Consider the following 23,022-nt stretch of genomic DNA (forward strand, 5'->3'; position numbering starts at 1 on the left):
GACTAATAATGCCTCTCGAGTAAAACCGCTTCCAAACGATCGCTAATACGGCCTGGTACTTGTCGTTTGACCTCGTGTAGCGCTTCGCCAATTGCGTTGACAACAGCCGCTACATCAGCACTTCCATGGCTTTTTATGACAATGCCGCGCAATCCTAGCAAACTTGCGCCGTTATACTGGTCGGGGTTCAATGTTTTTAGTTCATTAAATAAGCCAGAAAATAATTTTCTTGCAATCCAACCTTTTATTGAGGAAGCCATCATATACGCTTTTAGCTTATCAATAAAAAGCTGGGCTGTGCCCTCACAAGCTTTAAGGCAAACATTACCTACAAATCCATCACAAACAACCACATCTGCAACATCTTGTAGTAGCTGATTACCTTCAATGTAGCCAACATAATTCACAGACTGAGTTTGTGATAGCATTTCAGCGCATCGCTTAACCAAGTCATTGCCTTTAATTTCTTCAGCGCCAATGTTTAATATTGCAATTCGAGGAGGACGTTGAAGATATTGCTCAGCCAATGCGCTTCCCATAACCGCAAATTGAAATAAAGAATCCGCATCACTGGAAACATTCGCACCGAGATCCAGCATCCAAGTTTTCCCACCTTTTAGGGTAGGTAACGCGGAAACTAATGCTGGCCGTTCGATCCCAGGCAATAATTTGAGCTTAAAGCGAGAGAGTGCCATTAAGGCGCCTGTATTTCCACCACTTACACAAGCTCCTGCTTGCCCATTGGAAACATGATCGATCGCCAGAGCCATGGAGCTTCCGGTACTATTTCTTAAAGCAAACGATGGTTTTTCTGAATTGGAAATCACTCGGTCACAGTGTTCAATACGCAGGCGTGAATCTGGCTGATAGCCAAGCAAAGAAAGTTGAGTTGTGATCGCGTCCCGATCACCAATTAGGGTCACTTTTAGCTCTGGGAAATGCGACAGTGCCTGCACGGCGGCAGGCACTGTGACGCGAGGACCGAAATCCCCGCCCATTGCATCAAGTGCAACGGTTATATTTTGCAAAGGTCAACCTTACTTGTTGATAACCTTCTTGCCGCGGTAGTAACCTTCAGCAGTGATGTTGTGACGTAGGTGAGTTTCACCTGAAGTTGCGTCAACAGAAAGTGCTGCTGTAGTTAGGGCATCGTGTGAACGACGCATACCACGCTTAGAACGTGTCTTACGGTTTTGTTGTACGGCCATGGACCCTACTCCTGTGTTAATGGCTTATAGAATTACTTCTTTAAGCTTTTTAAAACATCGAATGGATTCGGTTTCTCTTCCACTACTTCTTCTGGAAGTTCACCAAACACCATGCTATCTGAATTAACGCTACAGTCCGCCTCATCATGCATTGCAACTTGAGGTAAGTTTAGAATGAACTCGTCTTCAACTAACTGTATTAGGTCAACTTCACCGTACTCGTTAAGATCTACCAAATCGTACTCTTCCGGTGCATCTTCTTCACTTTTTTCACTGTAATACGGTGTATAAGTGAATTCGACTTCGCACTCATGTGCGAAAACCTCGTTACAGCGTTGACACTCTAAATCGACTTCTATGTTAGCTTTACCAGAGATAACAACAAGTCGCTGTTCATCTAACTCAAATGACAATGATACTTGAGCGTCGCGTTTAACGCCTTCGACCGATTCCTCTAAGCGCTTAAAAAGACTGACCTGAATGATACCATCATAATCAAGTCGCTTTTGAGCAGCGCGTGCCGGATCAACCGTTCGCGGTATTTTTACCTTTTGCATAGGGCGCGAATTCTATCTTTCAATTTGTTTAGAGTCAAAGAAAAAGGGCAAAAAAGTCTACTTTTTTTCCTTTCAGGCGAGAGTGCTATGGCTTGCTCAAAAAGATCGTATATCCTTCTGAAAACACGCGAGCAGATTGTAAATCAAAATGAAAAATTACCAACTAGTTTTAGCTTCAACCTCTCCCTATAGACAGTCATTATTGGCTAAGCTGAATCTACCTTTCGTAACGGCAAAACCTGAATGCGATGAAACACCGTTTGAACAAGAGTCCCCAGAAGAACTCGTGACACGGCTTGCTATGAACAAAGCAACCTCATGCCAGTTGGAGAAAGACTGTTTGGTCATCGGCAGCGACCAAGTTTGTGTTATTGATGGGACAATTGTTGGTAAGCCACTGACAGAGGAAAATGCAGTCGCTCAATTATTAGCTCAAAGTGGACGATGCATTACTTTTTTCACAGGTTTAGCACTTCACAATACTTCCACACTCGAAACACAAGTCAAAGTCGATACATTTCATGTGCATTTTCGACAGCTAAGTGAGGAGGATATTCGTCAATACATTCAAAAAGAGCAGCCTCTGTATTGTGCAGGAAGTTTCAAGAGCGAAGGGTTGGGTATTGCATTATTTGAGAAGCTTGAGGGGAAAGATCCCAATACATTGGTTGGGCTTCCACTTATCGATCTTATCGATATGTTAAAAAATCAAGGTGTTGATATTTTCTAACTCACAAAGTGCCCGTTAACCTTTGAGCACCAAGTAGCCTTATAAAATAAGGGAGCTTTCCGCTCCCCTATTTGTTAGATGTTCAATCTTTTTTACGCAATCCAGCCAATACTTTTTCCAGTTTTCGTTCCATTGGCGCATTAATTTCCATCCATTGTTCCGTTGCTGGATGAATAAACTTTATGTTTGCCGCATGAAGGAATAAACGCTCCAAACCAAATTGTTTTGTGTATGCATCAAATCTTCGATCACCATAACGGTCATCCCAAGCAATTGGATGGCCAGCGTATTGAGTATGTACCCGAATTTGGTGAGTACGTCCGGTGATGGGACTTGCTTGTACTAACGTTGCATCAGAAAACTTTTCTAAGATTTTGAAACGTGTTTCCGAAGGTTTTCCATTTGGGTTAACGCGAACAATGCTATTTACTTCATTTTTAAGTAAAGCAGCGTTCACCACTTTACAGCTGTTCTTCCACTGCCCCATCACCAACGCAAAATAAAACTTCTTCACCGTTTTCTCACGAAACTGAGCTTGTAAATGACGTAACGCAGAGCGTTTTTTAGCAACTAATAAAATACCCGATGTATCACGATCAATTCGGTGTACTAGCTCAAGGAAACGAGCTTGTGGGCGCAATGCCCTTAATGCTTCGATTGCACCAAATTTTAATCCACTACCACCATGCACTGCCGTACCTGAAGGTTTGTTCAAAATCAGCATATGATCATCTTCGAAAATGATCATGTTTTCCAACTCTGCCACCTTATTTAACTTCGTACTAGGTGCAACCTCGTTCGGTTTTTCTTCTATCGTTACTGGAGGAATACGAACTAAGTCTCCTGCTTGCAGCTTATATTCAGCTTTCACCCGTTTTTTATTTACGCGTACTTCTCCCTTGCGCAAGATTCGATAAACCATGCTTTTAGGGATACTTTTCAATTGGTTGCGCAAGAAATTATCAATACGCTGACCTGCCATGTCGTCATCAATGTCGACGAACTGGACTTTTGTTCTTATCTCGTTCATGAAGGCATTCTATCACTGAAAATTGCGTCAATTCACACTTTCTTCGCAACTTACTGGTAAATTGATTAAGTATGTGTCGGTTTCAAATCATGTCCGTTTAAATAACAGTCAAGCTTGAACAATTGAATCCTTAAATACAAATAGTCACTTAAAAACATAGAGTTATCAAAAGTGAAATTGGATTTTTTTATCGAATTATTATAAAGCTGATTGCTGAGTTTACTGGGTACTGCTATAGTTCACACCTGCAATAAATGATTTGTTTGCTATTTAAACAAAGCTGGTCATTTTTGAGCAAAACTTGAGTAGAAGGTTAATTTACTAAAATGCTGCATACGGCGTAAGACATTTTCGAAATTAACACTCTCGTTGCCCTACTCGCCGCCACTTCATGTTGAGTAAATCCGCCCCAATGCGGCTCATAAACGAAAGCGTTTGTGAGAACTGAAGTGCCCCAGAGCATCCCTCCAGCCGGGAGGCTGCACCGATATAGCCACGGGATCAGGCACCGTGAAGGCGCTCTCAAGCAACGAGAAAACGATTACAAAAAAAGACAACGAGATTTGTAAATGAAAAGAATGTTAATTAACGCAACTCAAAAAGAAGAGTTGCGTGTTGCTTTGGTTGATGGCCAAAGACTTTACGATTTGGATATCGAAAGTCCTGGTCACGAATCAAAAAAAGCAAATATCTACAAAGGACGTATCACTCGCATCGAACCTAGTCTTGAAGCAGCTTTCGTAGACTACGGCGCAGAAAGACACGGTTTCCTCCCTCTAAAAGAAATTGCTCGCGAATACTTCCCCGAAGGTTACACCTACCAAGGCCGTCCAAGCATCAAAGAAGTGTTAACTGAAGGTCAGGAAGTTATTGTACAAGTAGAGAAAGAAGAACGAGGTAGTAAAGGTGCAGCCTTAACTACGTTTATTTCTCTAGCGGGTAGTTACCTAGTATTAATGCCAAATAACCCTCGTGCTGGCGGAATTTCTCGTCGTATTGAAGGTGATGAACGCACTCAACTAAAAGCGGCATTGAGCACACTTGAGCTTCCTCAAGGTATGGGCCTCATTGTACGTACTGCGGGTGTAGGCAAAAGTGCTGAGGAGTTGGAATGGGACTTAAACGTTCTATTAAATCACTGGGGAGCGATCAAACAAGCTTCTGATGCTAACCCAGCACCTTTCCTTATTCACCAAGAAAGTAACGTCATTGTGCGTGCTATTCGCGATTATTTGCGTCGCGACATTGGCGAAATACTGATCGACAGTAATACGATTTATGAACGTGCTCTCGACCATATTCGCCTAGTGCGCCCAGACTTTGTCAATCGTGTGAAAAAGTACGATGGTGAAGTGCCACTATTTAGTCACTACCAGATTGAAAGCCAAATCGAGTCTGCCTTCCAACGTGAAGTTCGTCTCCCTTCTGGCGGCTCTATCGTTATTGACCCAACAGAAGCTCTCACATCTATTGATATCAACTCTGCCCGCGCGACAAAAGGCGGAGATATCGAAGAAACAGCGCTGAACACAAACCTTGAAGCTGCTGACGAAATTGCACGTCAATTACGTCTTCGTGATCTTGGTGGTCTCGTCGTGATCGACTTTATCGATATGACCCCTGTTCGTCACCAGCGTGAAGTGGAAAACCGTCTACGAGATGCGGTTCGTATGGACCGTGCTCGTGTTCAAATTGGACGTATTTCTCGCTTTGGTTTGCTAGAAATGTCACGCCAGCGCCTGAGCCCTTCTCTTGCAGAAGCCAGCCACCATATCTGTCCTCGCTGTACCGGTACTGGTGTTGTTCGTGATAACGAATCGCTTGCTCTCTCTGTTCTTCGTTTAATCGAAGAAGAGGCATTGAAAGACAATACAGCTCAAGTACTCGCTGTTGTTCCTGTCCCAATTGCTTCCTACCTACTCAACGAAAAACGTCGCTCGGTTAACCATATTGAACGTACACAAGAAGTGAAAATCACTGTTGTGCCCAATTCAGAAATGGAAACACCGCATTTCGATGTAATTCGTGTACGTGAAGGCGAAGAGTTCGACCTACTTTCTTACCTACTACCGAAAAAACTTGAAGCGTTGAAAGAAGCAGAAGGTAAAGAGTCTCCAGACGTTGAAAGTAAACCGAAGAAAATCGAAGAGCCTGCTCTTAAAGGGTTTGCCGCACCATCACAATCGGCACCGACACCAAAACCTAGCAAGGCCAAACCTGTTGCGACAAAAGCGCAAGCTGAGGAGCAACCAGGTATTATTTCTCGTCTGTTCAAAGCTCTAAGCGGCTTCCTATTTGGCTCAACCGAAACTGAAGAGAAGAAGGAAGAGCGTGGCCAAAAAGAGCAGAATAATCGCGGAAATCGCAATAACAACCGCCGTAACCGTAACGATCAACGTCGTCGCAATAATCGTGACAATAACCGAGATCGTGATAACAATCGTGATAAGCGCAAACCGGCGAAAGACGAGCAAGCTCAAACTCAAGAGCGCAAGCAACAAAATCGCAAGCCTAAACAAGAACGCCGCAATAAACGCGATCGTGACGATGTGAAGGCAAGTAAAGTTGCAGAAGAAGGTCTAAAGCTAGCGGCTGATGCTCAAAGCAAAGCACCAGAAGCTCGTCCAGAAGAAAAAGCTGCGAAGGTGAAAGAACGTCGCCAACGTCGCAAACTGAACAAGCAGGTTCGTGTTAAAAACCAAGCGGCTCAAGCTGAACAAGAGCAGTCTGCTAAAGTTGAACAAGCTCAAGCTATTGCTGAAACAGTGGAAAAAGAAACCATTGTAACGCAAGCAGAAGAGACTGAGCAACAACCTAAGCAGCGACGCAATCGCCGTTCTCCACGTCACCTACGAGCAAGTGGCCAACGCCGTCGTCGTGGTCGCGATCGCCGTCCAAACCCATTCCGCCTTCGCAAAGGTGGTGTAGCATCTCCAGAGATGGCTATGGGTAAGGTTATGCCTCGTTACGACTTACCGACTAAGCCAGTGAAGAAACAGGCTGAAAAAGAAAATGTTGTAGACACTACAACAGTAACTGTACTTGGCGGATTTGCATGCCCTGAAATGGCCATGGGTAAGGTTATTATCAGACATGAAACCGTTGCTCAGAAAGTTGAAGAGCAAGAAGTGCAGAGCACGACAGCAGAAACAATCGTTCCTGTCGTTGAATCAATAGCTGAACCTGTTGAGCAAGCTCAGCCAAATGCTGAAAGTGAGCAGAAGGTTGTAGTCGCGACAAAAGCAGAAACTCCAGAAGTGGTTGCTAACGTTGTTGCACCTCAATCTGACATCAAAGTGCCACTTGAAGTGAAAGGTCATGCTTCAGCTCCAATGGCGAAAGCTCCTGGTACTACAGCACTTAAAGAAATTGAAGTTATTGCAGCACCTTTCCGTGCTGAACGCTATCAAATTCGCGGTGCAGGTAGTCAAGTTGCAACGAACCAAGCTGGTTCTGCAATGGCAAAACCTAACAGCTTTTAATTAGCAAAAGCCTGAATAAGCAGCTCCTATTTGGAGCTGCTTTTTTATGTCATGCAGACGAACTCATTGGCATATTTATTGGTCAATGGTGGTTCATTATTGAACTTAATCACACTTTTCGGTAGCATGCGCCGATTCGGTCTAACTCTAGAACTTTTGTATCACGGCTCTTTTTACTTTGCATTCTGCTCAGCTGATATATAAGTCATAGTTAGAATACACTCATTTACTTAGTCAACACTGAGCAAACATGTTTGAATTCCCACAATTTTCTAAACACTCCGTAAAAAATGATGTGCTATCAGGTTTAACTGTTGCGCTTGCACTTGTCCCTGAAGCTGTTGCTTTCGCTTTTGTTGCGGGTGTTGACCCAATGGTTGGTTTGTACGCTGCATTTATTGTAGGGCTTGTTACCTCTATATTTGGTGGTCGCCCAGGTATGATTTCTGGTGCTACAGGCGCAATGGCTGTCGTCATGGTAAGCCTAGTTGCAACTCATGGCGTCCAATACCTGTTTGCCGCTATATTACTAGCTGGCCTTTTCCAGATTACCGCTGGTTTGTTTAAACTAGGCAAATTCATTCGTATGGTTCCTCACCCTGTAATGATTGGCTTTGTAAATGGTTTAGCCATTGTTATCTTCCTGGCACAATTAGGGCAGTTCAAAGCTCCGGATTTAAGTGGTGCGCTGACGTGGCTTCCATCCGACCAGATGATGTTGATGCTGGGTCTTGTGGCCTTAACAATGGCCATCATTCACTTTTTGCCAAAGCTAACCACAGCAGTGCCTTCTTCTCTGGTTGCCATCGTGACGGTTACAGCACTCGTTGTAGGGCTTGATCTAGAAACACGTACTGTTGTTGATTTCCTTCGTACTATGTCAGGTAACGAAGCTGCGACACTAGCAGGTTCTTTACCAACCTTCTCAATTCCAACCGTACCACTGACATTGGAAACTCTCCAAATTATCCTGCCATACGCAATTATTCTTGCTGCTATCGGGTTGATCGAATCACTGCTTACGCTAACGGTACTAGATGAAATGACCAATACACGTGGTCAATCAAATCGTGAATGTATCGGCCAAGGTATGGCTAACGTCACCTGTTCTATGTTTGGTGCAATGGGTGGCTGTGCGATGATTGGTCAATCCATGATCAACGTAAACTCGGGTGGTCGCGGTAGACTATCAGGTATCGTTGCAGCGGTAATGCTGCTGATGTTCATTCTGTTTGCCTCATCTTTAATCGAAATGATCCCACTTGCCGCACTTGTTGGCGTTATGTTCATGGTTGTGATCGGTACATTCGAGTGGGCAACATTCAAACTTGCGCGCCGTGTACCAAAACAAGATTTCTTTGTTATCGTCCTAGTTACGGTTGTAACCGTGCTTACTGACTTAGCAGTCGCGGTTGCTGTTGGTGTCGTAGCTTCTGCACTTATGTTTGCTTGGGAGCATGCGAAACACATCTACGCATCCAGCAGAATTAATGACGAAGGCTCAAAAGAATACCAAATCAATGGCCCTATCTTCTTTGGCAGTGCTGCAAACTTTTTAGAACTGTTTGACGCTCCAAATGACCCACAAGACGTTATCGTTGATTTTGCTAACTCACGTGTCACTGATCATTCTGCGATAGAAGCGATTGAAACTCTTGCTGAGCGCTACTCTGCGGTCGGTAAAACCCTTCACCTTCGTCACTTGAGCCCTGACTGCCGTGCCTTATTACAGAAAGCAGGAAGCTTGGTTGAGATCAACGTAAAAGAAGATCCAAGCTACAAAGTAGCTACAGATATATTGGCATAATAAAAACACTATAAAAAAGGCTCCCGATTGGGAGCCTTTTTTTAAATCAATTTATTCAGTTTTTCACCAAGCAGTTCCAAACGCCAACCTTGCATAAGATCAGGCAAATTAGCCGGGTCTCGATCCTTGTTCCACACCCAGCTTAATAGCTGATTGAGTTGCTTCTTAGAAGCCAAAAATTCGGTACTTAAGCCACTCAATTGAGAAACATGTTTAACCTCATCTTTTAGCTTTTTAAAGAGTTGCTTATATCCCGGTTTATCCATCATACGCACAATTTTCTCTGGAAAGTCCTCTGGCGAAGTGCCTTTTGCACTCTTAACCAAAGATATGATTCTCGCGCTATGACGCTGCACCGAACGAAGGTCCATCCCCTCTTGTTCCATTTGGTTGCGATTTTGGATGCCTAAACGAGCAACGGTCAGTAAGTCCGTTTCTTTAAAAACAAAGTTTAAGGCTAAATCTCGGCGAATGGCTTCTTTATATCGCCATGTTGCTAGGGGTTTGAGTATGGCTAGTTCTCGAGGTTTTAACTGCCAAGCCCCTTTTATATCCAAATAGGCTTTGTCAGGATCCACTTCTTTTATACGTTTTGTAGCAATAAGATCGCTTTCTTGTTGTGCAGCCTCCCACCAGCCCGCTTCTACAATTTCAGCATGCAGTTTTTCGTACAATGGTAGCAAGTAATACACATCAGCAGCAGCGTATTCAAGTTGACGATCGCTTAGTGGGCGAGCAAGCCAGTTTGTTCTTGATTCGCTTTTATCCAGTTCAACACCAAGGAAACTATCAACCAACGATGCAAAACCCGTCGACAATCCATTTCCAAGAAATGCCGCCATTATTTGTGTGTCTACCATTGGATAAGGAAGACATCCAAATGCATTTTGGAACACCTCTAAGTCTTCACCACAGGCATGCAGCACTTTCAGTACCGATGTATCTTGCAGTAACTGCACAAACGGTGTCATGTCTTCTAGCTCGATTGGATCTATCAAAGATAACTGTTTGCCATCGAATAGCTGAATCAGCCCTAATTGAGGGTAAAACGTCCGAGTCCTAACAAACTCGGTATCTAACATAACGACCTCAACCTCTCGGGCGGCGGTACAAACTTTCTCTAGCTGTGTCACTTGCGTAATGATTTGATAGTTCACTAAATTCTCGCTGTGTTGAAGTTTCTGCCATACAAAAATGCCGACAATTAAGTCGGCATTTTATCACTAATCAAAGCGTTAAAGTAATTTTACTCAGCTTTAGTAAGCTTCGCATCATTTTCTTCGCGCAGAACACGGCGTAAGATCTTACCCACATTAGTCTTTGGTAAATCTTCTTTAAACTCGACCAATTTAGGCACTTTATAGCCAGTTAAATGCTGACGACAGTGTGTGATCACTTCGTCTTTCGTCAAGCTAGGGTCACGCTTAACGACGTATATTTTCACCACTTCACCGGAGACATCATGCGGCTGACCAATGGCTGCAACTTCAAGTACTTTGCCATGAAGAGCAACAACATCTTCGATTTCATTTGGGTAAACGTTAAAGCCAGAAACCAAAATCATATCTTTCTTGCGATCAACAATATGTAGGAAACCTTCTTCATCAAACTTGACGATGTCGCCCGTTGATAGCCACCCATCTTGGTTGATCACCTCTTTCGTTGCCTCTGAGCGTTGCCAATAACCTTGCATCACTTGAGGACCACGAACTTGAAGTTCACCCACGCCATCATTGGCTAACGGATTCCCATCTTCATCAACAATACGTACTTCTGTTGAAGGAACTGGCAAGCCAATGGAACCATTGTACTCGGTTAAGTCGTGCGGATAAGCGGCCACTAAAGGAGAACACTCAGTCAAACCGTAACCTTCCAGCAAATAACAACCTGTCGTCTTCTTCCACTGTTCTGCAACCGCTCTTTGAACGGCCATACCACCACCAACAGCCAACCTTAAATTGCTAAAGTCCAATTCATGGAAGTCTTCATTGTTGACCAAAGCATTAAACAGCGTATTTACCCCAGTAATTGCAGTAAATGGGTGCTTTTGCAGCTCTTTTACAAAACCCGGAATATCACGCGGGTTGGTAATAAGTAGGTTGCGTCCACCAATTTCCACAAACAGCAAACAGTTAACGGTCAATGCAAATACGTGATAAAGAGGAAGCGCTGTGACGACTAACTCTCGTCCTTCCGTAAGTACTGGGCCATAAGCACCTTTTGCCTGCATGACGTTTGCGATCATATTACGATGCGTCAAAATGGCGCCTTTAGCGACCCCTGTCGTCCCACCCGTGTATTGCAAAAATGCAATATCATCACCCGACATAAATGGTTTGACGTACTGAAGACGACGACCTTTATGCAGTGCTTTACGCATGGAGATTGCACCGGGCAGGTTATATTTCGGGACCATCCCCTTGACGTACTTGACGACAAAATCAACCAACGTTCCTTTTGCCCTTGGTAGCATTTGCCCTAAACTAGTTAAAACAACGTGTTTTACTGGTGTATTTTCAACAACTTGTTCAAGCGTATTAGCAAAGTTTGAAACAATCACAATCGCTTTAGCGCCAGAGTCATTAAGTTGATGCTCAAGTTCACGAGGCGTATAAAGTGGGTTAACGTTAACAGCGATTAAGCCTGCGCGAAGAACACCAAACAGCGCAACTGGGTATTGCAATAAATTCGGCATCATCAACGCAACACGATCACCTTTTTGCAACTTCAACTCATTTTGCAAATACGCAGCAAATGCGCGGCTGCGCTCTTCCAGCTTACGAAACGTCATGACCGAGCCCATATTCATAAATGCGGGCTGATCAGCGTATTTCTGTACTGATTGTTCAAACATCTCAACAAGAGATGGATACTGATCTGGATTGATCTGTTCTGGTACGTCACTTGGATAACGAGACAACCAAGGTTTATCCACGATACTACTCCTCGTAATTGGCCTGCTAAAATGGCACCACTATTGACACAATATCGTGTCATTCCACGGGCATTATTACAGCACAGCCTAGGGGCTTGAGCACGAAAGACTCAAACACTTGTTTAAATTTTGTTAACTAAGCCAAAAATTAGATCAGATACTCTAGATGGATACTGTAAATGGCAGTGATGTCCTCCTCTGATAACATGAACATCAAAGTTAGGCCATTTTTCTATCTGAGTATTCAAGTATGAGAAGCCGTCTTCTCCTAGAATAATGTACTGTGGGCATTGGACTGCTTGAAGTATGCCTGCTGCATGTTCAAAGTGCATACGGTATAAGGAATCACTTTGTAACTTTTGATCATGTCGCCAACGCCACGTTGAGTCTTCTTGTATCAAACCTCGACGCACAATTGGCTCTATCTGCATTGCTTCTAACTGGTTTACTTTCGCTCTGCGAGCAACAGCCTCTTCGATACTAGCAGGACTTCTCTGTGGTTTTCGCCGAATGCGTTGACGACTCAGCACACCATCCCGCAGGCGAGCGACTACATTTGACGCAGGCTCAGCTAATGGACCAAAGCCTTCTATCTGAACTAACCCCGAGATCTGCTCAGGAAAGGCGGCACTATAACAACTCGCAATCAAAGCACCAAGAGAATGTCCTACCAACACCCGTTTGTTTGCTGAAAAATTAGACAAAACTTGATAAACGTCGTCGATATAGTCATGAAATGGATAAAAGTTACTGCCAGATTTATGGGTTGAGAGACCATGTCCAGGTAAATCGATTGCGCAAAGATGCAGTGATGGGTTGTGGCGATGAAGTGCTTCTATCGTCGTTATAAAGCTAGCCGCATTATCTAACCAGCCATGAAGAAAAACGACCGATATTTCGGCCGTTTCCATATTCCCTACTTCCAAAGCGGCGATCTCACCGCCATGAATTGAATAATGACAAGATTTGAGCATTATTTTACGACCTGAATCACTTGCCCTTGAGATACCCTTGGAAAAGGGTCACGACAGAAGATGCCACGACAAGGGTAATAGTGGCTGTTGAAGTCATTTACAATCACCCGCTCTTCAACACGCCATAAGTGGTAACCCACTCCTTTCATGACTGGAAAGATATAGTCATACTGCCCGACTTTACCTTTTTCAGTGCCACTCGCGGCGCCCAATACCGTCACCAATCGCCCTTTTGCAAAGGTGACCGGATCAACAAAACCGTCGATGTAAGCAACAAAACGTCCACTTGGTTCTGTATCTATGTTTGGTCGGCCTGTTTTATCGATCGGTATGTTAACAACTTCAACTCGCGTTTTATCCGCTAAGTTTCTTACATCGGCAATCATTCCACCAAGGCGTATCATGCTGTCCGACTTGATAGAGCCAGAGTTCCACGCTTGGTAATCGGTTGTCACCGGCATAGAATCGGTTTTGAGGTTTTCTGGCAATGTGCTGCAGGCTGACAATAAAATGAGTGCAGCCATTGAGATGATGAAACGGCAGGCTAAACGAGGCATGATGTTTTCCATTGTTGATAAAGCTAGATGTAAATATCGACGCCTAAAAGCTGGCTAAGTTCCTCTCGCTTGGCTTGGTTCATCACATTCATATACTCTTCCATTGCTTTACGACCTTGCCCTTCAGGGAGATCATATTGGATTTGAGCCCGATGTATATCAGACTCTTTCACTTGACGAATGCTATGAGCAACCGCGTTGGCAACCTTAGTAGGTTGGCCAACTTGAGACTGAGCTTGAGATTTCTTTACTTCGTTCTTTTTGTTGGTCTTATTCGTTCGGTTAGAACCAGGGACCTGAGAAGGAGGTAAACCATTAATCGATACCATATCGTTCCTTTAATAAAAAAGGCTGTTTTACCAGCCCTTTCCGTATTTACTCACGTCCCGGTAACTTTTTCCAAGCAACCTTATCGCGTAAGTAAACGGGGCTAGAATCTTCCACAGCCACCGTGTTGCCTTTCTCCAGCTCTAACTTTGCCAAATAGACAATGTCTTCCGCGTCGGGAAAGAAAACATCACTGGCTTGACGCTTCAGTTGCAACGCTGAAAATTCTTCGCTGTACGCTTCCCAACCAGTGCCCGCTGTATACCAAACCTGCTCATCGAGAACCGTTTGCTCAGCGACTTCAGTAGGTGGAACAACACATTCTTGATCTATCGCATCCCAACTGCCATCTTCTTGACGGCCAAAGCGTCCCCAATACACTTCACTCATACGAGCATCAATCGCACAAGCAACACGGGTAGCTTGATGCTTTCGGTAACAGCCTTGTGCCATGGCTTGAAGTGTTGATACACCGATCATCGGCAGATCTGCGCCAAATGCTAAACCTTGTGCAATTCCAATGCCAATGCGGACTCCCGTGAAGCTACCAGGCCCACGACCGTAGGCTAACGCATCTAATTCACTCAGTGTGATTCCGGCTTCTTTTAATACCTCATCCACCATTGGCAATACTTTTTTTGTGTGATCACGCGGTGCAACTTCACTGCGGACGTATATTTGGTCTCCGACCATGAGTGCAACAGAGCAGTTTTCTGTTGCAGTATCTAGAGCAAGAATTTTTACACTCATCGACATCTCTAACTATTCGTTTGTTGTTTCTGAAATCTGTTGTAGGAACGCTTTAACCCTATCCAAACCCCGCGTTCTTGGGATGGGTGGTAAACTGGATAAGAACACACCACCATAATCTCGAGTAACTAATCGGTTATCGCAGATGATCAATGCCCCTCGATCTTTCTTATCTCGGATCAATCGTCCAACCCCTTGCTTTAGCGTAATTACAGCATCTGGTAACTGTACCTGTGCGAATGGGTCTCCGCCTTTTAGGCGACAATCTTCAATTCGCGCTTTAAGCAATGGGTCATCTGGCGCTGTAAAAGGCAATTTATCGATAATAACACAGCTGAGTGCATCACCTCTAACATCTATCCCTTCCCAAAATGCTCCCGTGGCAACTAACAGCGCATTACCTAGCTCCATAAACTCAGCCAGCGTTTTCTGCTTACTGGTCTCACCTTGTAATAGAACTGGGAAATCCAGCACCTCTCGAAACAGTTCACCAAGTTCACGCATCATGCTATGTGATGTACAGAGAAAAAAGCAGCGCCCTTGGTTTTGTTCAATCACTGGTGCAAGCATATCCACCAGCTTTTGCGCCAATCCCGGACTATTCGGCTCAGGTAAATAACGAGGCACACATAGCCTTGCTTGTTGTTGATAATCAAAAGGACTTGGTAAGGAAAACTGAGACTGAGGCTTCAGCCCTAATCTTGACGTAAAGTGGCCAAAATCACCATTTACTGCCAGCGTCGCCGACGTAAAAATCCATGCCCCTTGCTTCATCTCAATTTGTTCATGAAACTTATCAGCCACAGAGAGCGGTGTGATATGCAAGCTGAAATGGCGTGGCGTAGTATCATACCAATACGAATACCCAGTAATGGAGACATCGCAAACTCGGTCAATGCGACCCTTAATGGTATTGGCTCTTTCAAATGCAGTGTCCAATAATTGGCTGCGACCCAGCGCTAGTTTTAATACATCAACAGCAAAATCTAACGCTTCTCTCACTCGCTCCAGTTCTCGAGCAATCGATGGCGATTGTATCGCCTCACGCCAATTACCACGAAACCCCGGCTCTCCTAGCGTGATTCGCAAGTCCATGGCACTTTGAACCAATTTCTCCCCGACCTTTTGCAATTGACGCATGTCTTTCGCTTCTGCCCGATAACCAATTTCAATGTCTTTCGCTAATTCTTGGATTTGGCGACTAGAGACTGATTGGCCAAAGTATTGGCTAGCAATGTCAGGAAGTTGATGTGCTTCATCAAAAATAAAGACATCCGCTTCGGGGATAAGCTCACCAAAGCCAGTCTCTTTGATTGCAAGATCGGCAAGAAATAAATGGTGGTTGACCACGACGACATCTGCATCCAAAGCTTTCTTACGTGCCTTTAAAACAAAACACTCTTGATAGCTTGGGCACTCCTTCCCTAAACAATTGTCATTCGTTGAGGTAATCGTGGGAATCACTAAACTATCTTCAGCGATGGCATCACAATCACCCAAATCCCCAGTCTTTGTTTCAGAAGCCCAACTACGCACCTTAACTAACTGACTCAATAAAGCCGGGTCAGCTTGGTGAGAGTGGCTTTCCACCATTTGACGACTTAGTCGATCTAAACACAGGTAGTTGGCTCGGCCTTTTAATAAAGCGACTTGCCCATAGAAACCCAATGCATTGGTCATTAAAGGCAGATCACGGTGAAAAAGTTGTTCTTGAAGGTTTTTCGACCCTGTACTGATGATCGTTTTCTTTCCACTCAATAAAGCTGGGACTAAATAAGCGAACGTTTTACCGGTACCCGTTCCTGCTTCAACCACCAATTGCACCTGTTGCTGGATGGTTTTTAAAACCGCCTCCGCCATATCGAGCTGAGCTTGTCGTGGTTGAAAACCGGGGATTGCTTTGCCTAGCGCCCCATCAGCAGAAAAGGTTTTCGAGATCATGTATATCGGTACAGTATTTTGAGAATAGAGAGGATTATGGCAGTTTTTGGAATGGAGCGCGAATCCGATTTTGACTCCGCGCTCAGTGGCAGAAAATTAACGGCGATTTAAGTAGCGTGCAAGCCAAGAAGGCCCAAAGAATTCGTTCTGATTGTCTGTGATTATTTTTGCTGCTTCACTGGGTGAGGCTTTACTTTCCCATAGTTCCATGAGTAAGGCATCATCAATTTCATGATCCCCAACTAATTCGCTTACTCGTTCTGAATACAGTTTGCGCGCGAGTAGTTCTCTATCCATAAATACCACCTTAAGACACTCAAATGAGGGAGAGAATCTTCAACAAATGCGGTCAACCAAACGGTTAACTCAGATTATTTGTTGAAACCAACTTGATATTAGTTTAATTGTAGCTGTGATATTGCGGCTTAGTTCACCGTTCGCTAGCCCGAAAAAAATTCACCATACAAAAAAAATAATTCACGGAAGTACGAACTAAATGGAAAAGAAAACACTGTTGACCCACTGTACAGACGCACCGGGTCTTATCTCAAAAATAACCAATATTTGTTATAAACATCAGTTAAACATCATTCACAACAATGAGTTTGTTGATAACACCAGCGGCCATTTCTTTATGCGCACTGAGCTTGAAGGCTATTTCAATGATCAAACTTTCCTTGCGGACTTAGATCAAGCACTACCTGAAAAAGCGAAGCGCAAATTGGTCGATTCGTCACGTAAACGTATCGTCATTCTCGTGACCAAAGAAGCCCACTGTATTGGCGATATTCTCATGAAGAATTTCGATGGCAGTTTGGATGTCGATATCGCAGCTGTCGTTGGCAACTATGACACACTACGTGATCTAACAGAAAAATTTGGCATCCCATACCATTGCGTGTCTCATGAAGGTTTAAACCGCGAAGAACATGAGCAAAAGATGTTAGAAGTCATCGATCAGTATCAAGCAGATTACCTTGTTCTGGCTAAATACATGCGTGTTCTCACACCAGGTTTTGTTGAAAAATATCATCACAAAATAATCAATATTCATCACAGCTTTTTACCGGCATTTATTGGTGCAAAACCGTATCAACAAGCCTATGAACGTGGTGTAAAAATCATCGGTGCGACGGCTCACTTTGTAACTAACGATCTCGACGAAGGCCCGATCATCAAACAAGATGTGATTCCTGTCGATCATAACTTTAGTGCCCAAGACATGGCTCAAGCAGGCCGTGATGTTGAAAAAAATGTTCTTAGCAAGGCATTGAATAAAGTTTTGAATGATCACGTTTTTGTATATGGAAACAAAACCGTTATCCTCTAAATAGTAAAAAGGCCTCATTACAATGAGGCCTTTTTGATTGATGTTATAGCTTTAACGCTAATTCAACGCCTTGCCGAATCGCGCGCACTGCATCAAGCTCACCAGCATAGTCAGCACCACCAATCACATGCAGTTTTCCTTCAAGGCTCGACCATTGTGCTTCAAATGGACGTACTGATTCTTGACCAGCACAAATCACCACTTTATCTACTGGCAGAAGTTCTTCCTTGCCATTGTGATGAATATGAAGTCCTTGATGGTCAATTTTGTCATAGCTGACACCACCAAACAGGTTCACTCCCCTTTTTTCCAACGTACGTTTGTGGATCCAACCTGTCGTTTTTCCCGGACCTTTCCCTACTCGGCCATTTCGACGCTGCAGTACCCAAACTTGTTTATCAGTCTCCGAGTCCGGGTATGGGAATAAGCCCCCTGGGTGATCTATTTCCTTATCAATCCCCCACTCGTGTAGCCAATCATCCAAGCTATGCTCCGTGGGTTCTGTAAGCATGGTAGCAATATCAACACCAATACCACCAGCGCCAACAATGGCGACATTGTTACCAACATAGGTTTTGTCTTTGATGAGCGTTTGGTAATCAACAACTTTATCCGGGTTATCAATACCTTCAATCTCAACCATGCGTGGTTCAACTCCAGAAGCCATCACCACTTCATCATATTCACTCAGCAACGCCATGTTTGCTTCTGTTTCGAGCAATAGATTCACGCCAGTCTGTTCGATTCGGTTAGCAAAATAACGAATAGTTTCTCTAAACTCTTCTTTTCCTGGAATTTGCATTGCTAATCTAAACTGACCACCAATCCGATCATTTCGCTCAAATAAGTCAACTTTATGAGCACGCTGAGCCAATGTGGTTGCGCAAGCAAGCCCGGCAGGACCTGCGCCAACAACTGCAATAGATTTTGGTGATGAAGTTGGAGTAACCACTAACTCCGTTTCTCGGCACGCGAGCGGGTTCACCAAGCAACTGGCACGTTTGCCTTTAAATACATTATCAAGACATGCCTGATTACAACCAATGCAAGTGTTGATAAGTCGAGATTGATTATTTTCTGCTTTTGCTACGAAATAAGGGTCTGCAAGAAATGGGCGCGCCATGGACACCATATCAGCCTGACCACTTGCTAAAATCTTTTCTGCTTCATCTGGCGTATTAATGCGGTTGCAAGTCACAATTGGTACATTCACGTGTGGCTTTACTTTCTCGGTCACCCAAGTAAATGCGCCTCTTGGCACTTGTGTCGCTATAGTGGGTATTCTTGCTTCGTGCCACCCAATACCAGTGTTAATGATGGTCACACCTGCTTGCTCAAGCGCTTGGGCAAGTTGTATCACTTCTTCAAACGTGCTGCCTTCTTCCACCAAATCCAACATCGACAATCGAAAGATAATAATGAATTCTCTACCGACAGACTTCCTGATGGCTTTGACCGTTTCAAGCGCAAAGCGAATGCGATTTTCATAACACCCACCCCAATCGTCGTAACGCATATTGGTGCGTTTACAGATAAACTGGTTGATGAGATAACCTTCAGAGCCCATCACTTCCACACCATCGTAACCAGCTTGCTTCGCCAAGGAGGCGCTATTTGCAAAAGCCGCGATCGTATTTTTGATCTGGCGTTCACTCATTTCACTCGGAGCAAAACGAGCAATCGGAGCTTTAATCGCTGAAGCACTTTGGGAAAAGGGATGCATTGCGTATCGCCCAGCATGGAGTAGTTGAAGCGCAATTTTGCCACCGTGCTTGTGCACTGCCTCGGTCACTACTTTATGAGCTTGAGCATGTTTAGGTTTACTGAATTCGGCACTAAAAGGATGTAAACGCCCACGTAAATTTGGAGAGAAACCACCGGTAACAATCAGTCCAACGCCACCTTTAACACGTTCTTCGTAGAACGCTGCTAATTTACCGAGGCCTTCCTTATCCTCTTCCAAACCAGTATGCATTGACCCCATCAAAACTCGGTTACGCAGTTGGGTAAAACCAAGATCTAATGGTTTAAGTAAATTCGGATACATAGCAAACTTCACTTCTCATTATTATCTTTCTGGTCTGACCACAATATTACCAACAACAACAAAAATCAAACAAGCGTTTACATTTATGTAACACCGATCAATCTTGAGGTTGTTCACATGTACTACTTTAAGTAGGATGGTAGATACTTAGGTTGTCAGGCATGTTTCTGAACAACACACGGTTAAGTGTCTAAAAAACCGAAGGAAAACGTTTAGTAGAGATTATCGACGTATTCCAAAGCGGAGAGAGAATGAAAAAAATATTTAAATTTGTTGGGCTTATTTTTAAGGGGATATGGAAACTCATCACCTTCATGCGCCTAGCATTAATGAATCTGTTCTTTATTGCCAGTATTGCTGTGATCTATTTCGTATACACCAGTGGAGATACAGCAGCGCCGTCCGTTCCGACCAAATCAGCATTAGTTCTGAATCTATCAGGCCCAATTGTTGAGCAAGCGACTTATGTCAACCCTATGGATTCATTAACGGGTTCGGTGTTTGGTCAAGAGATCCCTCATGAGAATGTCTTGTTCGATGTTGTTGAAGCGATCAGATATGCCAAAAGTGATGATAACGTCACTGGCCTAGTGCTTGCGCTACGTGATATGCCTGAGACCAATCTCACCAAACTTCGCTACATTGCAAAAGCGCTCAATGAATTCAAAACTTCTGGAAAGCCAGTTTACGCGGTTGGCGACTTTTACAATCAGAGCCAATACTACTTAGCCAGCTATGCAGATAAGATCTACTTAGCACCTGATGGCGCTGTCATGATCAAAGGCTACAGTTCCTACTCTATGTATTATAAAACGCTGCTCGAGAAGCTGGATATTAATACACATGTATTCCGTGTAGGGACGTATAAGTCTGCGATTGAACCTTTCGTCCGTGATGATATGTCTGATGCGGCCAAGGAATCAGCCTCACGTTGGTTAACGCAACTTTGGGGGGCGTATGTTGATGATGTGTCCACCAATCGCAACATCACACCAGAGACGTTAAATCCAAGCATGGATGACTTCTTACATCAGCTCAAAGGTGTCAATGGTGATCTGGCTGTATTATCAAAAAACCTCGGGTTAGTTGATGAACTAGCAACCAGACAAGAAGTTCGCTCAAAACTGGTTGAGACCTTCGGTAGTGATGGTGAAGACAGTTACAACGCGATTGGTTATTACGATTACCTCGCAACAATGAAGCCAACCTTCGATATCGCCAGTGATGATATTGCTGTTGTCGTCGCTAGCGGGACTATCATGGATGGTACGCAACCACGTGGAAGTGTAGGTGGCGACAGCACCGCTGCTCTATTGCGCCAAGCTCGCAATGATGACAAGGTCAAAGCTGTGGTTTTACGCGTCAACAGTCCTGGTGGTAGTGCATTCGCCTCAGAGGTCATCCGCAATGAAGTTGAAGCAATTAAAGCGGCTGGTAAGCCCGTAGTAGTTTCCATGTCGAGCCTTGCAGCTTCAGGTGGGTATTGGATTTCCATGGGAGCCGATCAAATTGTAGCGCAACCAACAACGCTCACTGGCTCTATCGGTATATTTAGCGTTATTACCACATTCGAAAAAGGCCTTAATAAACTTGGGGTATACACCGATGGTGTAGGCACTTCACCATTCTCTGGTGTAGGCATCACAACAGGGTTAAGCCAAGGCGCTGCAGATGCTTTCCAAATGGGCATCGAACATGGCTATCAACGCTTCATTTCTTTGGTGAGCAATAGCCGTGACATTCCGGTTAATCAAGTTGATGGTATTGCTCAAGGACGAGTCTGGACAGGCCAAGATGCATTAGAGCATGGTTTGGTGGACAAAATGGGCGACTTTGATGACGCACTTGATCTTGCGGCTGAACTTGCACAAATTGAAAACTACAATGTTTTCTGGGTAGAAGAGCCATTGTCTCCCGCTGAACAATTCATCCAAGAATTCATGAATCAAGTTACTGTCAAACTTGGGGTTAACCTCCAAAGCCTGATACCGCAAAGCCTATTACCCGTTGTAAATCAGCTTGCACAAGATGCTTCACTACTAGACAGCTTAAACGATCCAAAGGGGCAATACTCTTTCTGTCTCACCTGCGAAGTTCAATAACTATGAAGCTAGGCCAAATGGCCTAGCTTTTTTAGTCCCACTAATAAATAGCAAAATCAAACTTTCTCACTGGTTGCTGGAACTCTAATCAAGTAGTGACTGAAGGCTCTTTTTATTGTGAGCCATTTCGCTATAATCGCCGCTCTGTTCCCTAATTTACATTGGTTGTCTCAAACCATGGCTAGAAAACATATCTATATCGCCTACACAGGCGGAACCATCGGCATGCAGAAATCGGATCACGGCTATGTTCCTATCGCCGGATTTATGGAAAAACAACTAGCAAGCATGCCTGAATTCCACCGACCAGAAATGCCAAAATTTACCATCCACGAATATGATCCTCTGATCGATTCATCTGATATGACGCCTGCAGATTGGCAGCAAATCGCTGATGACATTCGTGACAACTATGACAATTACGATGGGTTCGTGATTCTCCATGGCACCGATACAATGGCATATACCGCTTCTGCACTGTCTTTTATGCTAGAAAACTTGGGGAAACCTGTCATTGTTACAGGTTCGCAAATTCCTCTTGCGGAATTGCGCTCGGATGGTCAAGCAAATTTACTGAATGCCTTACATATCGCAGCCAACTACCCTATTAATGAAGTGACCCTGTTCTTCAATAATCAGTTAATGCGTGGCAATCGCAGCACTAAATCTCATGCAGACGGCTTTAATGCATTTACCTCACCCAACTTACCTCCATTGTTGGAGGCGGGCATCAACATTCAAGTTAGTAACAACGTAAAAGTTGATGAAAAACCACAAGGTAAATTTAAGGTGCATACGATCACACCACAACCGATTGGCGTGATCACCATGTATCCAGGCATTTCACACGAAGTTATCCGAAATACGTTGCTGCAGCCCGTTAATGCGATGATCTTATTGACGTTTGGTGTGGGCAATGCTCCGCAAAACCCAGAGTTACTTGGCCATCTTAAAGAAGCATCTGAGCGTGGTGTCATTGTTGTAAATCTGACCCAATGTCTGGCAGGCAAGGTAAATATGGGGGGTTATGCCACAGGTTGTGCTTTGGCTGAGTCTGGCGTGATCAGCGGTTATGATATGACTCCAGAGGCAGCATTAGCGAAACTGCATTACTTATTGAGTCAAGGCTTATCTTATGAAGAAGTCAAAACTCAAATGCAAAAAGTATTGCGTGGAGAAATGAGCCTCTAGCACCCAACTTAAATAAAAAAACCATTCAAGAGAATGGTTTTTTATTTCCAAACG

The 23,022-nt window shown here is 44.1% G+C and carries 19 protein-coding genes; 6 read left to right on the forward strand and 13 right to left on the reverse strand.

The annotated features are described in order from the left end of the window. Window positions 1-2: 2 nt before the first annotated feature. From plsX to yceD, 3 genes are read right to left on the reverse strand one after another with little or no spacing between them, the layout of a single operon-like run. Window positions 3-1,028 (reverse strand): phosphate acyltransferase PlsX, encoded by a 1,026-nt coding sequence (gene plsX, locus ACQEXU_RS11610; protein WP_427010933.1) that lies wholly within the window; start codon window positions 1,026-1,028, stop codon window positions 3-5. A 9-nt stretch (window positions 1,029-1,037) separates the two neighbouring features. Next, complete coding sequence (gene rpmF, locus ACQEXU_RS11615) at window positions 1,038-1,208, reverse strand: 50S ribosomal protein L32 (protein ID WP_427010934.1); 171 nt, start codon at window positions 1,206-1,208, stop codon at window positions 1,038-1,040. Between the two features lie 32 nt (window positions 1,209-1,240). Then, window positions 1,241-1,765 (reverse strand): 23S rRNA accumulation protein YceD, encoded by a 525-nt coding sequence (gene yceD, locus ACQEXU_RS11620; RefSeq protein WP_427010935.1) that lies wholly within the window; start codon window positions 1,763-1,765, stop codon window positions 1,241-1,243. A gap of 148 nt (window positions 1,766-1,913) precedes the next feature. Here yceD and ACQEXU_RS11625 point away from each other — a divergent pair, with 148 nt between their 5' ends. Continuing rightward, on the forward strand, window positions 1,914-2,495 hold the full coding sequence (locus tag ACQEXU_RS11625) for a Maf family protein (protein ID WP_427010936.1): 582 nt from the start codon (window positions 1,914-1,916) through the stop codon (window positions 2,493-2,495). Window positions 2,496-2,577: 82 nt separating this feature from the next. Here ACQEXU_RS11625 and rluC read toward each other — a convergent pair whose 3' ends face one another. Beyond that, window positions 2,578-3,525 carry a 23S rRNA pseudouridine(955/2504/2580) synthase RluC gene (rluC, locus tag ACQEXU_RS11630; RefSeq protein WP_427010937.1) on the reverse strand — a complete coding sequence of 316 codons (948 nt, stop codon included), beginning with the start codon at window positions 3,523-3,525 and terminating at the stop codon, window positions 2,578-2,580. A 569-nt stretch (window positions 3,526-4,094) separates the two neighbouring features. On the opposite strand from rluC, the gene rne reads away from it, so the two are divergent. Further along, the gene (gene rne, locus ACQEXU_RS11635) at window positions 4,095-7,007 is read left to right on the forward strand and encodes a ribonuclease E (protein ID WP_427010938.1); all 2,913 of its coding nucleotides are present in this window, start codon (window positions 4,095-4,097) and stop codon (window positions 7,005-7,007) included. Between the two features lie 250 nt (window positions 7,008-7,257). Beyond that, a complete protein-coding gene (locus ACQEXU_RS11640; protein ID WP_427010939.1) occupies window positions 7,258-8,814 on the forward strand; it encodes a SulP family inorganic anion transporter in 1,557 nt (518 codons plus the stop codon). Window positions 8,815-8,855: 41 nt separating this feature from the next. Here ACQEXU_RS11640 and rnd read toward each other — a convergent pair whose 3' ends face one another. From rnd to ACQEXU_RS11680, 8 genes are all read right to left on the reverse strand, one after another. Further along, on the reverse strand, window positions 8,856-9,971 hold the full coding sequence (rnd, locus tag ACQEXU_RS11645) for a ribonuclease D (protein ID WP_427010940.1): 1,116 nt from the start codon (window positions 9,969-9,971) through the stop codon (window positions 8,856-8,858). A gap of 89 nt (window positions 9,972-10,060) precedes the next feature. Then, the gene (gene fadD / locus ACQEXU_RS11650; protein ID WP_427010941.1) at window positions 10,061-11,749 is read right to left on the reverse strand and encodes a long-chain-fatty-acid--CoA ligase FadD; all 1,689 of its coding nucleotides are present in this window, start codon (window positions 11,747-11,749) and stop codon (window positions 10,061-10,063) included. A gap of 122 nt (window positions 11,750-11,871) precedes the next feature. Then, window positions 11,872-12,723 (reverse strand): alpha/beta fold hydrolase, encoded by an 852-nt coding sequence (locus ACQEXU_RS11655; RefSeq protein WP_427010942.1) that lies wholly within the window; start codon window positions 12,721-12,723, stop codon window positions 11,872-11,874. Continuing rightward, window positions 12,723-13,280 (reverse strand): Slp family lipoprotein, encoded by a 558-nt coding sequence (locus tag ACQEXU_RS11660; RefSeq protein ID WP_427010943.1) that lies wholly within the window; start codon window positions 13,278-13,280, stop codon window positions 12,723-12,725. The genes ACQEXU_RS11655 and ACQEXU_RS11660 overlap by 1 nt, the downstream gene beginning before the upstream one ends. A gap of 23 nt (window positions 13,281-13,303) precedes the next feature. Beyond that, entirely contained in the window at window positions 13,304-13,609 is a 306-nt protein-coding gene (locus ACQEXU_RS11665; RefSeq protein WP_427010944.1) for a chromosome partitioning protein ParA, read from the reverse strand. Window positions 13,610-13,655: 46 nt separating this feature from the next. Then, window positions 13,656-14,357 (reverse strand): tRNA (adenosine(37)-N6)-threonylcarbamoyltransferase complex dimerization subunit type 1 TsaB, encoded by a 702-nt coding sequence (tsaB, locus tag ACQEXU_RS11670; RefSeq protein ID WP_427010945.1) that lies wholly within the window; start codon window positions 14,355-14,357, stop codon window positions 13,656-13,658. Window positions 14,358-14,369: 12 nt separating this feature from the next. Next, on the reverse strand, window positions 14,370-16,298 hold the full coding sequence (locus ACQEXU_RS11675) for an ATP-dependent DNA helicase (RefSeq protein ID WP_427010946.1): 1,929 nt from the start codon (window positions 16,296-16,298) through the stop codon (window positions 14,370-14,372). A 96-nt stretch (window positions 16,299-16,394) separates the two neighbouring features. Beyond that, window positions 16,395-16,595: a hypothetical protein gene (locus ACQEXU_RS11680; RefSeq protein ID WP_427010947.1), complete on the reverse strand. Its 201-nt coding sequence runs from the start codon at window positions 16,593-16,595 to the stop codon at window positions 16,395-16,397. Window positions 16,596-16,794: 199 nt separating this feature from the next. On the opposite strand from ACQEXU_RS11680, the gene purU reads away from it, so the two are divergent. Continuing rightward, complete coding sequence (gene purU, locus ACQEXU_RS11685) at window positions 16,795-17,628, forward strand: formyltetrahydrofolate deformylase (protein ID WP_367988571.1); 834 nt, start codon at window positions 16,795-16,797, stop codon at window positions 17,626-17,628. Window positions 17,629-17,671: 43 nt separating this feature from the next. Here purU and ACQEXU_RS11690 read toward each other — a convergent pair whose 3' ends face one another. Next, window positions 17,672-19,675 (reverse strand): FAD-dependent oxidoreductase, encoded by a 2,004-nt coding sequence (locus ACQEXU_RS11690; protein ID WP_427010948.1) that lies wholly within the window; start codon window positions 19,673-19,675, stop codon window positions 17,672-17,674. 251 nt (window positions 19,676-19,926) lie between these two features. On the opposite strand from ACQEXU_RS11690, the gene sppA reads away from it, so the two are divergent. Continuing rightward, complete coding sequence (gene sppA / locus ACQEXU_RS11695) at window positions 19,927-21,777, forward strand: signal peptide peptidase SppA (RefSeq protein ID WP_427010949.1); 1,851 nt, start codon at window positions 19,927-19,929, stop codon at window positions 21,775-21,777. Between the two features lie 177 nt (window positions 21,778-21,954). After that, entirely contained in the window at window positions 21,955-22,968 is a 1,014-nt protein-coding gene (ansA, locus tag ACQEXU_RS11700) for an asparaginase (RefSeq protein ID WP_427010950.1), read from the forward strand. Window positions 22,969-23,022 lie beyond the last annotated feature (54 nt).

This window comes from Vibrio sp. TRT 21S02 (assembly GCF_050113675.1).
In the GTDB taxonomy this organism is placed as follows: domain Bacteria; phylum Pseudomonadota; class Gammaproteobacteria; order Enterobacterales; family Vibrionaceae; genus Vibrio.

What these genes read in the sequence shown, in the direction of transcription:
- rluC (WP_427010937.1), bottom strand. Translation starts at nt 3,525, where the DNA reads ATGAACGAGATAAGAACAAAAGTCCAGTTCGTCGACATTGATGACGAC.
- ansA (WP_427010950.1), top strand. Translation starts at nt 21,955, where the DNA reads ATGGCTAGAAAACATATCTATATCGCCTACACAGGCGGAACCATCGGC.
- ACQEXU_RS11690 (WP_427010948.1), bottom strand. Translation starts at nt 19,675, where the DNA reads ATGTATCCGAATTTACTTAAACCATTAGATCTTGGTTTTACCCAACTG.
- ACQEXU_RS11665 (WP_427010944.1), bottom strand. Translation starts at nt 13,609, where the DNA reads ATGGTATCGATTAATGGTTTACCTCCTTCTCAGGTCCCTGGTTCTAAC.
- rpmF (WP_427010934.1), bottom strand. Translation starts at nt 1,208, where the DNA reads ATGGCCGTACAACAAAACCGTAAGACACGTTCTAAGCGTGGTATGCGT.
- ACQEXU_RS11680 (WP_427010947.1), bottom strand. Translation starts at nt 16,595, where the DNA reads ATGGATAGAGAACTACTCGCGCGCAAACTGTATTCAGAACGAGTAAGC.
- ACQEXU_RS11625 (WP_427010936.1), top strand. Translation starts at nt 1,914, where the DNA reads ATGAAAAATTACCAACTAGTTTTAGCTTCAACCTCTCCCTATAGACAG.
- purU (WP_367988571.1), top strand. Translation starts at nt 16,795, where the DNA reads ATGGAAAAGAAAACACTGTTGACCCACTGTACAGACGCACCGGGTCTT.
- yceD (WP_427010935.1), bottom strand. Translation starts at nt 1,765, where the DNA reads ATGCAAAAGGTAAAAATACCGCGAACGGTTGATCCGGCACGCGCTGCT.
- ACQEXU_RS11675 (WP_427010946.1), bottom strand. Translation starts at nt 16,298, where the DNA reads ATGATCTCGAAAACCTTTTCTGCTGATGGGGCGCTAGGCAAAGCAATC.
- ACQEXU_RS11660 (WP_427010943.1), bottom strand. Translation starts at nt 13,280, where the DNA reads ATGCCTCGTTTAGCCTGCCGTTTCATCATCTCAATGGCTGCACTCATT.
- ACQEXU_RS11640 (WP_427010939.1), top strand. Translation starts at nt 7,258, where the DNA reads ATGTTTGAATTCCCACAATTTTCTAAACACTCCGTAAAAAATGATGTG.
- sppA (WP_427010949.1), top strand. Translation starts at nt 19,927, where the DNA reads ATGAAAAAAATATTTAAATTTGTTGGGCTTATTTTTAAGGGGATATGG.
- tsaB (WP_427010945.1), bottom strand. Translation starts at nt 14,357, where the DNA reads ATGAGTGTAAAAATTCTTGCTCTAGATACTGCAACAGAAAACTGCTCT.
- ACQEXU_RS11655 (WP_427010942.1), bottom strand. Translation starts at nt 12,723, where the DNA reads ATGCTCAAATCTTGTCATTATTCAATTCATGGCGGTGAGATCGCCGCT.
- rne (WP_427010938.1), top strand. Translation starts at nt 4,095, where the DNA reads ATGAAAAGAATGTTAATTAACGCAACTCAAAAAGAAGAGTTGCGTGTT.